Below are 13,797 nucleotides of genomic sequence, written 5' to 3'. Positions count from 1 at the left end.
CGCAGGTTCAAGTTGCAAAGCCGCCGACATCGACAGCACTGACCCAGGTCAGTGCCCTGCAGTGCGCTCAGCGGCTTCGATGGTGTTCACCAGCAGCATGGTAATGGTCATGGGGCCAACCCCGCCAGGCACGGGGGTGATCCAGCCGGCCACTTCCTTGACGCCGTCAAAGTCCACGTCGCCGCAGAGTTTGCCTTCGTCATTGCGATTCATGCCCACGTCAATCACCACCGCGCCAGGCTTGACCATGTCGGCGGTCAGCACATTGCGTTTGCCGACTGCGGCCACGATCACATCGGCCTGCAGGGTTTGAGCCTTGAGGTCCTGGGTGGCACTGTGGCAAATGGTGACGGTGGCGTTCTGGCCGAGCAGCATCAGCGCCATGGGTTTGCCCACGATGTTGCTGCGGCCGATGACCACGGCGTGTTTGCCCTTGAGGTGGTAGCCGATGCTTTCCAGCATCTTCATGCAGCCATAGGGTGTGCATGGCCAGAAGCCGGGCATGCCGGTCATCAGGGCCCCGGCGCTGGCGATGTGAAAGCCGTCCACATCCTTGGCGGGCGAGATGGCTTCGATCACCTTCTGCGCATCAATGTGTTTGGGCAGGGGCAACTGCACCAGGATGCCGTGAATGGCCGGATCGTTGTTGAGGGCCTCCACACGGGCCAGTAACGCGGCTTCGGTCATGTCGGCCTCGTACTTTTCGAGGACGGAGTACAAGCCGCTGTCTTCGCAAGCCTTGACCTTGTTACGCACATACACCTGGCTGGCAGGGTTGTCGCCCACCAAGACAACGGCCAGCCCGGGGGTGACGCCACGGGTTTTCAGGGAGGCGGCGCGTTGCGCCACGTCGGCGCGCAGTTGGCGGGAAAGGGCGTTGCCGTCGATGAGTTGGGCTGTCATGTCAGAGAATATGAGTCAAATTGGTCTCTAGCGCTTTATCAGCAAGCGCGAGAAGCTATCAAAATGTGAGTATCAACCCTTGGGGGCGTTTTGGCCGAGGGCGATCTTGAGCAGGTCGGCCACGGTGTTGGCGTTGAGCTTCTCCATGATGTTGGCACGGTGCGCCTCCACCGTCTTGATGCTGATGCCCAGGTCGTCGGCAATCTGCTTGTTCAGGCGACCGGCCACGATGCGTTCGAGCACCTGGGCTTCGCGGCTGGTCAGCTTGGACAGCAGGGCATCGCGGCTGGCGGCCTGCTGGTAGCCGGCGAAGGCTTCGCGGGCGTGGTCGAGCATGCGCTCGACGAGTCCGACCAGTTCTTCTTCGTCAAAAGGCTTCTGGATGAAATCCAGCGCGCCTTTCTTCATGGTGTTCACGGCCATGGGCACATCGCCGTGGCCTGTAATGAACACGATGGGCAGGGGGGACTTGCGCTCGATCAGTCGATCCTGAAGCTCCAGGCCCGTCATGCCGCCCATGCGGATGTCCACAATCAGGCAGGCGACTTCGCGGGGGTCGTAGCGTGAGAGAAAGGTCTCGGCCGAATCAAAGCAACGCACCCGGTAGTCCTTGCCTTCCAGCAGCCACTGCAGGGAATCGCGAACTGCCTCGTCGTCGTCCACAACGTAGACAGTGCCTTTTTTCGGAATCAAGCTCATGCAATTGTCCTTGGTTTTTGAATGTTTGCTACAGAATTTGTAGTGGCATCAGCAGGCTTGGCAAGCGGCAGCCAGAAGGAGAACTTGCAGCCCGTGACCTCGGATCCATTGTAGAGGTTCTCCGCAAGCATCCTGCCCTGGTGCGACTCGACGATGCTGCGGCACAGATTGAGGCCCATGCCCATGCCTTCTTCCTTGGTGGAGAAGAAGGCTTCGAAGAGGCGCTCCAGCACTTCGGGGGCCAGGCCCTTGCCGGTGTCCTGCACCGAAAATTCCACCACTTCGCGGTCTTCGACGTGTTTGGGCACCACGCGCAGTTCCACGCTGCGACCCGACGGTGGACGGTTGGCGTGCTGGATGGCTTCGGCGCCGTTCTTCATCAGGTTGACCAGCACCTGCTCGATCAGGATGGTGTCCACCATCACAGGCGGCAGGCGGGCGGCCACATAGTGCGTCAGGCGCACGTTGTGTCGGCGCAGCTCGATGTCGGCCAGCTCCACGGCTTCGTCGACCATCGAATGCACGTCGGCCAGGGTGCGGTTGGGCTCGCTCTTCTTCACAAAGGCCCGGATGCGCTGGATGATCTGGCCCGCGCGCTGGGCCTGGTGGGCGGTCTTTTGCAGTGCCGTGAGCAGCGCTTCTTCGGTCAGCTGGCCACTCTGGATGCGCGAGACCATGCCACTGCAGTAATTGTTGATGGCCGTGAGCGGCTGGTTCAATTCGTGCGCCACGCTGGAGGCCATCTCGCCCATGGTGATGAGGCGGCTGACGGATTGGGCGCGCTCGGCCTGGCGCGCCGCCTGCTCTTCGGCCTGGCGGCGGGGGGTGATGTCGGTGGCAATCACCATCTGGGCCAGTCGGCCGTCCACCCAGTTGAGGTAGCGCGAGCGTACTTCGAGCCACTTTCCCAGGTCGGGCAGGTAGATTTCGGCGTTCTCGGTGCGGGCGCTGGTGAGTGGGTCGGTGGGCAGTCCCATGAGTCCGTCTTCGTCGTCCATGCCCGTGTGCTCCGTGCCCGCTACTGGCACCACGCCCGCCTGCGCCACCAGCTGCAGGTGGCCGCCCGTCTGCGAGCCGAACCATTGGCGGTAGAGCTTGTTGGCGAACAGCAGTTCTTCGCTGCCCAGCGGGGCCACCGACACCGAGGCGTCCAGCGATTCCAGGACGATGGTGAAGCGCTCGTGCGATGCGGAAAGCTGTTCGCGGATGCGGTTGGGCTCGGTGATGTCCGTCATCGAGGTCATCCAGCCCGTCTGCTGGCCGTGTGCATCGATCAGGGGCGACACATACAGTCGCGCATCGAAGAGCGTGCCGCTTTTGCGCCGCACCCGCACCTGAAAGCCGCCGACGATGGTTTTGCCCGACAGTTCGTCGCGCAGCTTGGCGTGCAAGGCTTCGTGGTCGGAGTCGGGCCAATAGGGGAAGGGTGCTTTCAGGCCCACCAATTCGGCCTCGCTCCAGCCAGTCATCTGGCAGAAAGCGGCGTTCACATAGGTAATGCGGCCTTCCATGTCCAGCGCGCGCATGCCCGTCAGGATGGAGTTCTCCATCGCGCGGCGGAAGTTCGTCTCTGCCACCAGGGCCTGCTGGGCCTGCATGCGGCGGCGGGTGTGGCGCCAGGTGGCGATCAGCATCCAGGCCGTCATCGCGCTCAGCGTGCCCACCAGCCAGAACAGCCCGCTGCCCACCACGCCCAGCGAGGTGCGGTAGGCCTGCGCCTTGAGCACCAGCCCGTTGCCCACCGGGGAGACGGGGACCTCGTATTCGTTGGCTCGGGGTGACCAAGGCAGGAGCTGTGTGGCCGTGTTGCGCGGTCCCAGAGGGGTTCCGGCCAGCACCTGGTTCTTGCCATCGAGCAGCGTGACGGCGTAGCGTGCCAGCACCTCGGTCGGCGTGCCGTAGCGCAGCAGGCTGTCGATGGAGTATTCGCCCAGCACCACCCCGCTGAATTTGCCCTGGTTGTTCAAAGGCACCTGCAGCTGGAGCAGCGGGGTTGAATCGCCCGAGGTTGCGGCCGGCTGGGCGTACACCGGCTGTTGCAGGTCGCGGGCCAGGCCAAAGGTGTCGGCCGTGTCGCCGGGTTTGAGCACTTCGCCGGCAATGCGCAACTCGCTGCTGGCCAGCGTGGGCGCTGCATGGCTGGCACGGATGCGGCGGCGCTCGTCGATCCACGTGATCGCCTGCAGTTCGGGGTATTGGCTGATCAGGCTTTCGGCGCGGCTCACAAACTCTGTGCGTTCCAGCTCCTGGTTGGACAGGTCACGCGCAATGCGCATGAGCTGTTCTTGCCGCTCCAGCAGCCGCAGGCGCACACGCTGTTGCGCGTATTCCACGTCACGCCGTAGGGCTTCTTGTTCGCGCTCGGCCTCTTCGGCGCGCAAATACCAGAACGCCGCCACGATGGCGGCCAGAAACATCAGCACGGCAGCCAAGGGTGCCAGCGCTGCAAACCGGTCCTGCCGGGTTGGCGACAACCCGCGCCACCACTTGCGCCACCAGCGGGCGGGCGCCGCCACGACCATGGCTGTGGGGGAGGGGTGAGGGGGCAGGAAATCCATCCTTCAAGTGTAGGGGAGCCGCAGCCCGGAATCCGGGGCACGTGCAATGTGCGTTCGCAGCATTTTCTTGCAATATGAAATGCATGGGCACCATTTGAAATTCTAAAAAAATATGCGAAACTAGAGCCAACGTACTAAATTGCTGCCACACCTACAGGAGACAAAGCATGTCAGCTCAGCCCGACCCTCAGGCCGGAAACGGCAACGCGCCCGCCACCGATACCGACCAACAGGAAACCCGTGAGTGGATGGATGCGCTGTCCGCCGTCATCGACAAAGAGGGGGCCGAGCGCGCCCACTACCTGTTGGAGCAATTGCTGGAACACGCCCGCCAGAACAGCGTGGACCTGCCGTTCTCGGCCAATACCGGCTACGTGAACACCATCGAGCCCAGCCAGGAGGCACGCAGCCCCGGCAACCTTGAAATCGAACAGCGCCTGCGCGCCTACATGCGCTGGAACGCCATGGCCATGGTGGTCAAGGCCAACCGCCATCACCCGCCCGAAGGTGGCGATCTGGGCGGCCACATCGGCTCCTTTGCCTCGCTGGCCAGCATGTTTGGCGCGGGCTTCAACCATTTCTGGCACGCCGAGAGCGAAAATCACGGCGGTGACCTGCTTTACATCCAGGGCCACGTATCGCCCGGTATTTATGCCCGCGCCTACCTGGAAGGCCGCCTGAGCGAAGAGCAGTTGCTCAACTTCCGCCAGGAAGTGGACGGCAAGGGCCTGTCGAGCTACCCGCACCCCAAGCTCATGCCCGAGTTCTGGCAGTTCCCCACGGTGTCGATGGGCCTGGGCCCGCTGATGGCCATCTACCAGGCGCGTTTCCTCAAGTACCTGCATGCCCGCGGCATCGCCAATACCGAAAACCGCAAGGTCTGGGTGTTCTGCGGCGATGGTGAAATGGACGAGGTCGAATCCCTGGGCGCCATTGGCCTGGCAGCGCGTGAGAAGCTCGACAACCTTGTGTTTGTCATCAACTGCAACCTGCAGCGCCTGGATGGCCCCGTGCGTGGCAACGGCAAGATCATTCAAGAACTCGAAGGCGAGTTCCGTGGCGCGGGCTGGAACGTCATCAAACTCATCTGGGGCAAGGGCTGGGACGAGTTGCTCGCCAAAGACCATGATGGTGCGCTGCGCAAGCTCATGATGGAAACCAACGACGGCGACTACCAGGCCATGAAGGCCAACGACGGCGCCTACGTGCGCAAGAACTTCTTCGGCCGCGACCCTCGCACCCTGAAGATGGTCGAGCACATGACCGACGACGAGATCTGGAACCTGCAGCGCGGCGGCCACGATTCGCAAAAGGTCTATGCCGCATTCCATGCCGCTCAAAACCATGGCGGCCAGCCTTCCGTCCTGCTGGTCAAGACCGTCAAGGGCTTTGGCATGGGCAAGATTGGCGAAGCCAAGAACACGGTTCACCAAACCAAGAAGCTCAGCGACGAAGACATCAAGGCCTTCCGCGATCGCTTCAACATCCCGATCCCCGACAGCCAACTTGCCGAACTGCCCTTCTACAAGCCCGCCGACGACACCCCGGAAATGAAGTACCTGCACGAGCGCCGCAAGGCCTTGGGCGGCTACCTGCCACACCGTCGCGTGAAGGCCGACGAGAGCTTCACCGTGCCTGCGCTGGACACCTTCAAGGCCATCCTGGAGGCTACACCCGAGGGCCGCGAAATCTCCACCACGCAAGCTTACGTGCGCTTTCTCACGCAGCTGCTGCGCGACCAGGCCCTGGGCCCGCGCGTGGTGCCCATCCTGGTGGACGAAGCCCGTACCTTCGGCATGGAAGGCCTGTTCCGCCAGATCGGCATCTACAACCCCGCAGGTCAGCAGTACACCCCGGTCGATAAAGACCAGGTCATGTACTACAAGGAAGACAAGGCCGGCCAGATCCTGCAAGAGGGCATCAACGAAGCCGGCGGCATGAGCAGCTGGATCGCGGCGGCCACCAGCTACAGCACGAACAACCGGATCATGATCCCGTTCTACGTGTACTACTCGATGTTCGGCTTCCAGCGCATTGGTGACCTGGCCTGGGCGGCGGGTGACATGCAAGCCCGTGGATTCTTGCTGGGCGGCACCTCAGGCCGCACCACGCTCAACGGTGAAGGCCTGCAGCACGAAGATGGCCACAGCCACATCCTGGCCAACACCATCCCCAACTGCGTGAGCTACGACCCGACCTTTGCGCACGAAGTCGCGGTGATCATGCACGACGGCATGAAGCGCATGGTCGAGCGCCAGGAAAACGTCTTCTACTACCTGACGCTGCTGAACGAAAACTACCCCATGCCCGGCCTGCAACCCGGCACCGAAGAGCAGATCATCAAGGGCATGTACCTGTGCAAACAGGCGCCCGCACTGCCCAAGGATGCGCCCACCGTGCAACTGCTGGGCAGCGGCACCATCTTGCGCGAATCGTTCTTTGCGCAAGAACTGCTTGAAAAGGACTGGGGCGTGGCCGCCTCGGTGTGGAGCTGCCCAAGCTTCAACGAACTGACCCGCGACGGCCAGAACGCCGAGCGCTGGAGCCTGCTGCACCCGACCGAAGAAGCGAAGGTGCCTTTCGTCACGCAGCAACTGTCCGCATCGCAAGGTCCCGTGGTCGCGTCCACTGACTACATGAAGGCCTACGCCGAGCAGATTCGTCCGTTCATCCCCAAGGGCCGCACCTACAAGGTGCTGGGCACCGACGGCTTTGGCCGCAGCGACTTCCGCAGCAAGCTGCGCGAGCATTTCGAGATCAACCGCCACTACATCGTGGTCGCTGCGCTCAAGGCGCTGAGCGAAGACGGCATCCTGCCCGCCACCAAGGTGGCTGAGGCGATCGCCAAGTACAACATCCAGGCCGACAAGGTCAACCCGCTGTACGCGTAAACCGAACGGAGACAACAATGGCATTGGTAGACATTCAAGTCCCGGACATCGGGGATTTCGACGAAGTGGGCGTGATCGAACTGCTGGTCAAGGTGGGCGACACGGTCAAGGCCGAGCAGTCGCTCATCACTGTCGAGTCTGACAAGGCATCGATGGAGATTCCGTCCAGCCACGCAGGCGTGGTCAAGGAACTCAAAATCGCCCTGGGCGACAAGGTCAAGCAGGGCTCTGTGATTGCCGTGGTCGAGTCGGCAGACGCGGTTGCCTCAGCCCCGGCTGCTGCGCCAGCCCCTGCCGCTGTTGCACCCGCCCCCGTTGCGGCCGCTGCGCCAGCACCGGTTGCACCCGCTGCAGCCCCTGCAACTGCAGGCCCGGTGGAAGTGCGCGTGCCCGACATTGGCGACTTCAAGGACGTGGCCGTCATTGAGTTGCTGGTCAAGGTGGGCGACACCATCAAGCTCGAACAATCGCTGTTCACCGTCGAATCCGACAAGGCCTCCATGGAGATTCCGTCGCCCGCCGCTGGCGTGGTCAAGGAGCTCAAGGTCAAGATTGGGGACACCGTCAACATCGGCGACTTGGTGGCCTTGCTGGAAGGGGTGGCGGGCAGTGCGCCAGCTGCCGCTGCAGCGCCCGCAGCGCCGGCGGCGGCTCCCGCTGCTGCGCCTGTTGCAGCCCCCGCACCGGTTGCAGCAGCCGTTGCACCGGTCGCCGCTACGGCCTCCGTGCCCGCCCACCAGCCTGGCACGCCCACAGCGGGCCTGCCGCACGCATCGCCCTCGGTGCGCAAGTTCGCCCGCGAGCTGGGTGTGCCCATCGATGAAGTCAAGGGCAGTGGCCCCAAGGGCCGTATCACGCAAGACGACGTGCAGTCCTTCACCAAGCAGGTGATGGCGGGTGCCACCCAAACCAAGGCGCAGGCTGCCAAGGCGCCTGCCGCATCCGGTGGCTCTGGCGGTTCCGGTGTGGGCCTGGATCTGCTGCCCTGGCCCAAGGTCGACTTCACCAAGTTCGGCCCCGTCGAGCGCAAGGACCTCTCGCGCATCAAGAAGATCAGTGGCGCCAATCTGCACCGCAACTGGGTCGTCATCCCGCACGTCACCAACCACGACGACGCGGACATCACCGACCTCGAAGCCTTCCGCGTGCAGTTCAACAAAGAGAACGAGAAGAGTGGCGTCAAGGTCACCATGCTCGCCTTCATGATCAAGGCCGCCGTGGCCGCGCTCAAGAAGTTCCCCGAGTTCAACAGCTCGCTCGACGGCGACCAGCTGGTGCTCAAGCAGTACTTCCATATCGGCTTTGCGGCCGACACGCCCAACGGCCTCGTTGTGCCCGTCATCCGCGACGCCGACAAGAAGGGCATCGTCCAGATCTCGCAAGAGATGGGCGACCTGGCCAAGAAGGCGCGCGACGGCAAGCTCGGTCCGGCCGACATGACCGGTGGCTGCTTCTCCATCAGCTCGCTGGGCGGCATTGGCGGGCGCTACTTCACGCCCATCATCAACGCGCCCGAAGTCGCCATCATGGGCGTGTGCAAGAGCAGCATCGAACCGAAATGGGACGGCAAGCAGTTCGCACCGCGCCTGATGCTGCCGCTGTCGCTCAGCTGGGACCACCGCGTGATCGATGGCGCGGCCGCCGCACGCTTCAACGTGTACTTTGCCTCGCTGCTGGCGGACTTCCGCCGCATCGTGATGTAACGGAAGGGCAAGACACACCATGGCAATCATCGACATCAAGGTGCCCGACATCGGCGACTTCGCCGAAGTGGCCATCATCGAAGTGCTGGTCAAACCCGGCGACACCATCAAGGCCGAGCAAAGCCTGATCACCGTGGAGTCCGACAAGGCCTCCATGGAGATCCCCTCCAGCCATGCTGGCGTGGTCAAGGAGCTGAAAGTGAAGCTTGGCGACAAGATCGCCGAAGGCTCGGTGGTGCTGACGCTGGAAGTGCAGGGCGCGGCAGCTCCAGCGCCTGCTACAGCCCCGGCACCCGCAGTTTCTGAGCAAAAACAGGCCCCACCGCCCGCCCCACAAGCGCAAGCAGCTATCAATTTAGTAGCATCCAGCTTTGCAGGCACTGCCGATATGGACTGCGACGTGCTCGTGCTCGGCGGCGGCCCCGGCGGCTACTCGGCTGCCTTCCGCGCGGCCGATCTGGGCCTCAAGGTCATCATCGTCGAGCGCTACGCCACCCTGGGCGGCGTGTGCCTGAACGTGGGTTGCATCCCGTCCAAGGCCCTACTGCACGTGGCAGCCGTCATGGACGAAGTGAGTCACATGGCCGACCTGGGCGTGGACTTTGGCGCCCCTGCCGTCAACATCGACAAGCTGCGCGGCCACAAGGAAAAGGTCATCGGCAAGCTCACCGGTGGCCTGGCCGCCATGGCCAAGATGCGCAAGGTGACCACCGTGCGCGGCTACGGAGCCTTTGTCGGCGCCAACCACCTCGAAGTGGAAGAAACCACCGGCACCGCGCAGGAGAAGACGGGTAGCAAGAAGGTCATCGCCTTCAAGAAGGCCATCATCGCCGCCGGCAGCCAGGCCGTGCGCCTGCCCTTCATGCCAGACGATCCACGCGTGGTCGACTCCACCGGCGCCCTGGCGCTCAAGGAAGTGCCCAAGCGCATGCTGATTTTGGGCGGCGGCATCATCGGCCTCGAAATGGGCACCGTGTACAGCACGCTGGGCGCGCGCCTGGATGTGGTCGAGATGATGGACGGCCTGATGCAGGGCGCCGACCGCGACCTCGTCAAGATCTGGCAGAAGATGAATGCCAAGCGCTTCGACAACATCATGTTGAAGACGAAAACGGTGGGCGCCGAAGCGACACCGGAAGGCATCAAGGTCACGTTCGCCCCGGCAGAAGAGGGCGGCACCGCCCCCGAGCCGCAGGTGTATGACTTGGTGCTGCAGGCTGTGGGCCGCACACCCAACGGCAAGAAGATTGCCGCCGAAAAGGCAGGCGTTGCCGTGACGGACCGTGGCTTCATCAACGTCGACATCCAGATGCGCACCAACGTGCCGCACATCTTCGCCATCGGCGACATCGTGGGGCAGCCCATGCTGGCGCACAAGGCGGTGCATGAGGCGCATGTGGCGGCAGAAGTGATTGCTGGTGAACTGCAGGGCAACAAGGAACTGGCCTCCGCCGCCTTCAACGCCCGCGTGATTCCGTCGGTGGCCTACACCGACCCCGAAGTGGCATGGGTGGGCCTTACCGAAGACCAGGCTAAGGCGCAAGGCATCAAGGTCAAGAAGGGCCTGTTCCCCTGGACGGCCTCCGGCCGCGCCATCGCCAACGGCCGCGACGAGGGCGTGACCAAGCTGCTGTTCGACGACTCGCCAGAGGCCCATGGCCACGGCAAGATCCTGGGCGGCGGCATGGTGGGCACGCATGCCGGCGACATGATCGGCGAGATTGCCCTGGCCATCGAGATGGGCGCCGACGCCGTGGACATCGGCAAGACCATCCACCCGCACCCCACGCTGGGAGAAAGCATCGGCATGGCGGCGGAGATTGCGCACGGCAGCTGCACGGATGTTCCGCCGCAGAAGAAATAAGTAGCCAGCTTCTCAGCTTCTAGCTAGTAGACAAAGCCCGAACCGGTAACGGTTCGGGCTTTTGCGCATTGCGCGCCCCTGCAATCGTTGCAAAATGTTGCTGATTGGTATTGACTGAAGCGATCGCCGGTCTCCCAGGCGGGCGTACGACGACCACCAGCAGATTGTTGATCTGGAAGCAGGATGCCCGTAACGCCAACCATCGCCGCTCAGCCTGACGATGACCCGAACCTTGCCTGGGTGCTGCTGGGTAAGGGGCTGGACCTGTATCAGGATGCCGTACTTATACTGGGCGAAGAGGGCCGCTTCGTCTATGTGAACGATGCCGCCACCCGCGCCCTGGAATACAGCCGCGAGGCGCTGCTGACGATGGGGCCGCCGGACATCGATCCGAACATTTCCAGGGAGCGGTGCCAGGAAATACTGCAAAGCCCGGAGGGCCAGGCTTTTGTCATCGACACGGTGCACAAGACCCAGAGCGGCAAACAGATTGCCGTGCAGGTGCACGGTGTGACGCTGCGGCGGGAGGGGCGCTTGTTTGCCGTCTCCATCGTTCGCGACATGTCGGAAGCCCAACGAATGCAGGAGGCCCTTCAGCAGCGCCAGCAGTATTGGCGCACCCTGCTGGACGAGTTCCCATTTTTTGTCTGGCTCAAGGACGAGCACAGCCGTTTGCTGGCAGCCAATATCGCGTACGCCAGAGTGGCGCGGGTGGCCTCCACGGCGGAACTGGAGGGCCGGACTGAATTCGATTTCTTCCCCAAGGATTTGGCGGAAACGTATGTGGCCGACGACAAGGCTGTCATGGCGGCGGGCGTGGCCCACTACGTGGAAGAGCTGTACGTCGATGAGCACGGGCAGCGGCGCTGGATGGAGGTGTGGAAGTCTCCGCTGCACCAGCATGGCAAGGTGGTGGGCACGGTGGGATATTCCAGAGATATCACGGACCGCAAGCACACCGAGAGTGAACTTCAGAAAGCGCTGGCCTTTGCCCAGGGGGTGATTGATGCCTTTCCGGATTTGTTGTTCGAAACCGACCGGGAAGGCCGTTACCTGAATATCTGGACGCGCAACCCCGAGTTATTGGCGGCCAGCCGGGAGGCTTTGCTGGGGCGGACGCTGCAGGAAGTGCTGTCTCCTGAAAGTGTGGCGATTGCCGAGATGGCGTTTGCGGAGGCAGAGCACAAAGGCGTGTCGTTGGGCCATGTCATATCGGTTGCGACCTCTCTGGGCCCGCGCTGGTTTGAACTGTCGGTATCGCAAATGCGCACCAGCGTGGATGCGCGCCCACATTTCATTACGGTCTCCCGCGATGTAACGCAACGGCTGGAACTGCAGGATGAGCTGACCTTGCGGGAGCGTGAGTACCGTACCCTGGTCGAAAACTCTCCCGATGTGATTGCCCGTTTTGATCTTCAGTTCGGCTGCCGGTATGCCAACCCGGTGTTGCTGAAGGCGGTGGGGCGGCTTGACACCGGCGCGCTGGGATGCTCGCCCCATGCGCTCTGGGGGCAAGAGGTTGGGGCAAAGTTGGCGCAACATCTGGTGCAGGTGGTGGACAGCAAGACGCCTGTCGAGTTGGAGCTGCAATGGTCCGATGCGCTGGGGCGCCGAATCTGCAGTTTGGTGAGTTTGACCCCCGAGTTGGACGACGACGCCAGCGTCTCGAGCGTGTTGCTGGTGGGGCGGGATATCGGTGAACTGAAGGCCTACCAGGACAAGGTCCACCAGATGGCTTTCTACGACGCGCTGACGGGGATGCCCAACCGCGTGCTGTTCCATGACCGGCTGGCGCAAATGCTGAAGGATGCGGCCTACCACCGCGCTCAGGCGGGTGTGATGGTGGTGGACCTGGACCGCTTCAAGCAGATCAACGACACCATGGGCCATGCGGCGGGAGACGCGTTGCTCAAGGAGGTCTCCCTGCGCCTGCGCGCCAGTGTGCGCACTTATGACACCGTAGCCAGGCTGGGAGGGGACGAGTTCGGCATGCTGTTGCCAAAGATCCATACCGGCAGCCATCTGGCGCGTGTGGCGGGGAAGGTGAAGACCGCCTTCAACCAGAGCTTTTGGCTGGAGGGGCAGGAAATTTTCGTCTCCTGCAGTGTCGGTATTGCGGTGTACCCGACGGACAGCGAGACGGCAGAAGAGCTGCTCAAGTACGCAGATTCGGCGATGTACTCCGCCAAACGCTCCGGGCGAAACAGCTTCCGGTTTTACTCCAGGGATATGACCGAGCATGCCCAGCAGCGGCTGACCCTGGAGTTCGACCTGCGCCGAGCGCTCCAGCGCGGTGAACTGGCGCTGCACTACCAGCCCAAGGTGCTGCTGGCGTCCGGCGCAACGGTCGGCTGTGAGGCGCTTTTGCGCTGGACGCATCCTCGCCTGGGCCAGGTGTCTCCGGAGTTGTTCATCCCGGTGGCAGAAGACGCTGGCTTGATCAACCAGCTGGGCGCCTGGGTGTTGCGCGAATCCTGCTCGACCGCCGTCGCCTGGAATGCCGGGGCCACACAGCCACGCAAGGTGGCGGTCAATCTGTCGGCCCGTCAGATCCAGGCCTCCGGCCTGGTGGCGCAGGTGAAGGAAATCGTGTCCGAAACGCGTTGCAAACCCCAGTGGCTGGAGTTTGAGATTACCGAGAGCCTGCTTCTTGACGAGGACGGTGTTGCAGTCAAGGCTCTGCAGGCCCTGCGCGACATGGGGGCCACCATCGCGATCGATGACTTCGGCACCGGGTATTCGGCGCTGTCCTATCTGGCCCGCTTCCCCATCGATACGCTCAAAATCGACAAATCGTTCATCCACTCCGCGACCACCGACCATTTCAGGGCCGAGCTCATCAAGGCCATCTTGTCGATCGCGCGCTGCTTGAACCAGGAGGTGGTGGCGGAAGGCGTGGAAACGCCCGAGCAGGCAGACTTCCTGGCGGCGGAAGGATGCCAGTTGGCTCAGGGCTTTCTGTTCAGCAAAGCGGTGCCACGAGAGCAGTTGCTGGGCATGTTTGGCGCCTGACAGGAGCCCGCTGGGCTGGCCACGATCCGCCCGCACCGCGCAGCTCTGCATGGGCTGCTGCAGGGGGCTTTTTTCGCCTGGAAGATGATCAAAGGCGCATTTGGCTCATTGTTACAGGTGGAAACTGACATGGGGTCGGGCGATTCAATCCAGTATTCTCGACAACA

Annotated in this window: 7 protein-coding genes; 4 read left to right on the top strand and 3 right to left on the bottom strand. The window is 62.9% G+C overall.

Annotated features, from left to right (window positions below; all coding sequences use genetic code 11):
- Positions 1-48: 48 nt before the first annotated feature.
- From folD to ACODS0_RS16810, 3 genes are all read right to left on the bottom strand, one after another.
- Entirely contained in the window at positions 49-903 is an 855-nt protein-coding gene (folD, locus tag ACODS0_RS16820; protein ID WP_488836081.1) for a bifunctional methylenetetrahydrofolate dehydrogenase/methenyltetrahydrofolate cyclohydrolase FolD, read from the bottom strand.
- Between the two features lie 72 nt (positions 904-975).
- The gene (locus tag ACODS0_RS16815; protein ID WP_007848524.1) at positions 976-1,602 is read right to left on the bottom strand and encodes a response regulator transcription factor; all 627 of its coding nucleotides are present in this window, start codon (positions 1,600-1,602) and stop codon (positions 976-978) included.
- On the bottom strand, positions 1,599-4,160 hold the full coding sequence (locus ACODS0_RS16810; protein WP_488836080.1) for a PAS domain S-box protein: 2,562 nt from the start codon (positions 4,158-4,160) through the stop codon (positions 1,599-1,601). The genes ACODS0_RS16815 and ACODS0_RS16810 overlap by 4 nt, the downstream gene beginning before the upstream one ends.
- Positions 4,161-4,327: 167 nt before the next feature.
- Between ACODS0_RS16810 and aceE the strand changes: the two genes are divergently transcribed.
- From aceE to ACODS0_RS16790, 4 genes are all read left to right on the top strand, one after another.
- The gene (gene aceE, locus ACODS0_RS16805; RefSeq protein WP_487254927.1) at positions 4,328-7,051 is read left to right on the top strand and encodes a pyruvate dehydrogenase (acetyl-transferring), homodimeric type; all 2,724 of its coding nucleotides are present in this window, start codon (positions 4,328-4,330) and stop codon (positions 7,049-7,051) included.
- Between the two features lie 17 nt (positions 7,052-7,068).
- Positions 7,069-8,754 carry a dihydrolipoyllysine-residue acetyltransferase gene (aceF, locus tag ACODS0_RS16800; protein WP_487254928.1) on the top strand — a complete coding sequence of 562 codons (1,686 nt, stop codon included), beginning with the start codon at positions 7,069-7,071 and terminating at the stop codon, positions 8,752-8,754.
- Between the two features lie 19 nt (positions 8,755-8,773).
- The gene (gene lpdA / locus ACODS0_RS16795) at positions 8,774-10,618 is read left to right on the top strand and encodes a dihydrolipoyl dehydrogenase (RefSeq protein ID WP_488836079.1); all 1,845 of its coding nucleotides are present in this window, start codon (positions 8,774-8,776) and stop codon (positions 10,616-10,618) included.
- A gap of 183 nt (positions 10,619-10,801) precedes the next feature.
- A complete protein-coding gene (locus ACODS0_RS16790; RefSeq protein WP_488836078.1) occupies positions 10,802-13,630 on the top strand; it encodes a sensor domain-containing protein in 2,829 nt (942 codons plus the stop codon).
- Positions 13,631-13,797: the final 167 nt, after the last annotated feature.

It is taken from the genome of Acidovorax sp. FG60 (assembly GCF_057808995.1).
Note: the sequence above shows the minus strand (reverse complement) of the source record. Positions and strands in the feature narration are given on the sequence as shown.

What these genes read in the sequence shown, in the direction of transcription:
- aceF (WP_487254928.1), top strand. Translation starts at nt 7,069, where the DNA reads ATGGCATTGGTAGACATTCAAGTCCCGGACATCGGGGATTTCGACGAA.
- lpdA (WP_488836079.1), top strand. Translation starts at nt 8,774, where the DNA reads ATGGCAATCATCGACATCAAGGTGCCCGACATCGGCGACTTCGCCGAA.
- ACODS0_RS16815 (WP_007848524.1), bottom strand. Translation starts at nt 1,602, where the DNA reads ATGAGCTTGATTCCGAAAAAAGGCACTGTCTACGTTGTGGACGACGAC.
- ACODS0_RS16810 (WP_488836080.1), bottom strand. Translation starts at nt 4,160, where the DNA reads ATGGATTTCCTGCCCCCTCACCCCTCCCCCACAGCCATGGTCGTGGCG.
- aceE (WP_487254927.1), top strand. Translation starts at nt 4,328, where the DNA reads ATGTCAGCTCAGCCCGACCCTCAGGCCGGAAACGGCAACGCGCCCGCC.
- folD (WP_488836081.1), bottom strand. Translation starts at nt 903, where the DNA reads ATGACAGCCCAACTCATCGACGGCAACGCCCTTTCCCGCCAACTGCGC.
- ACODS0_RS16790 (WP_488836078.1), top strand. Translation starts at nt 10,802, where the DNA reads ATGCCCGTAACGCCAACCATCGCCGCTCAGCCTGACGATGACCCGAAC.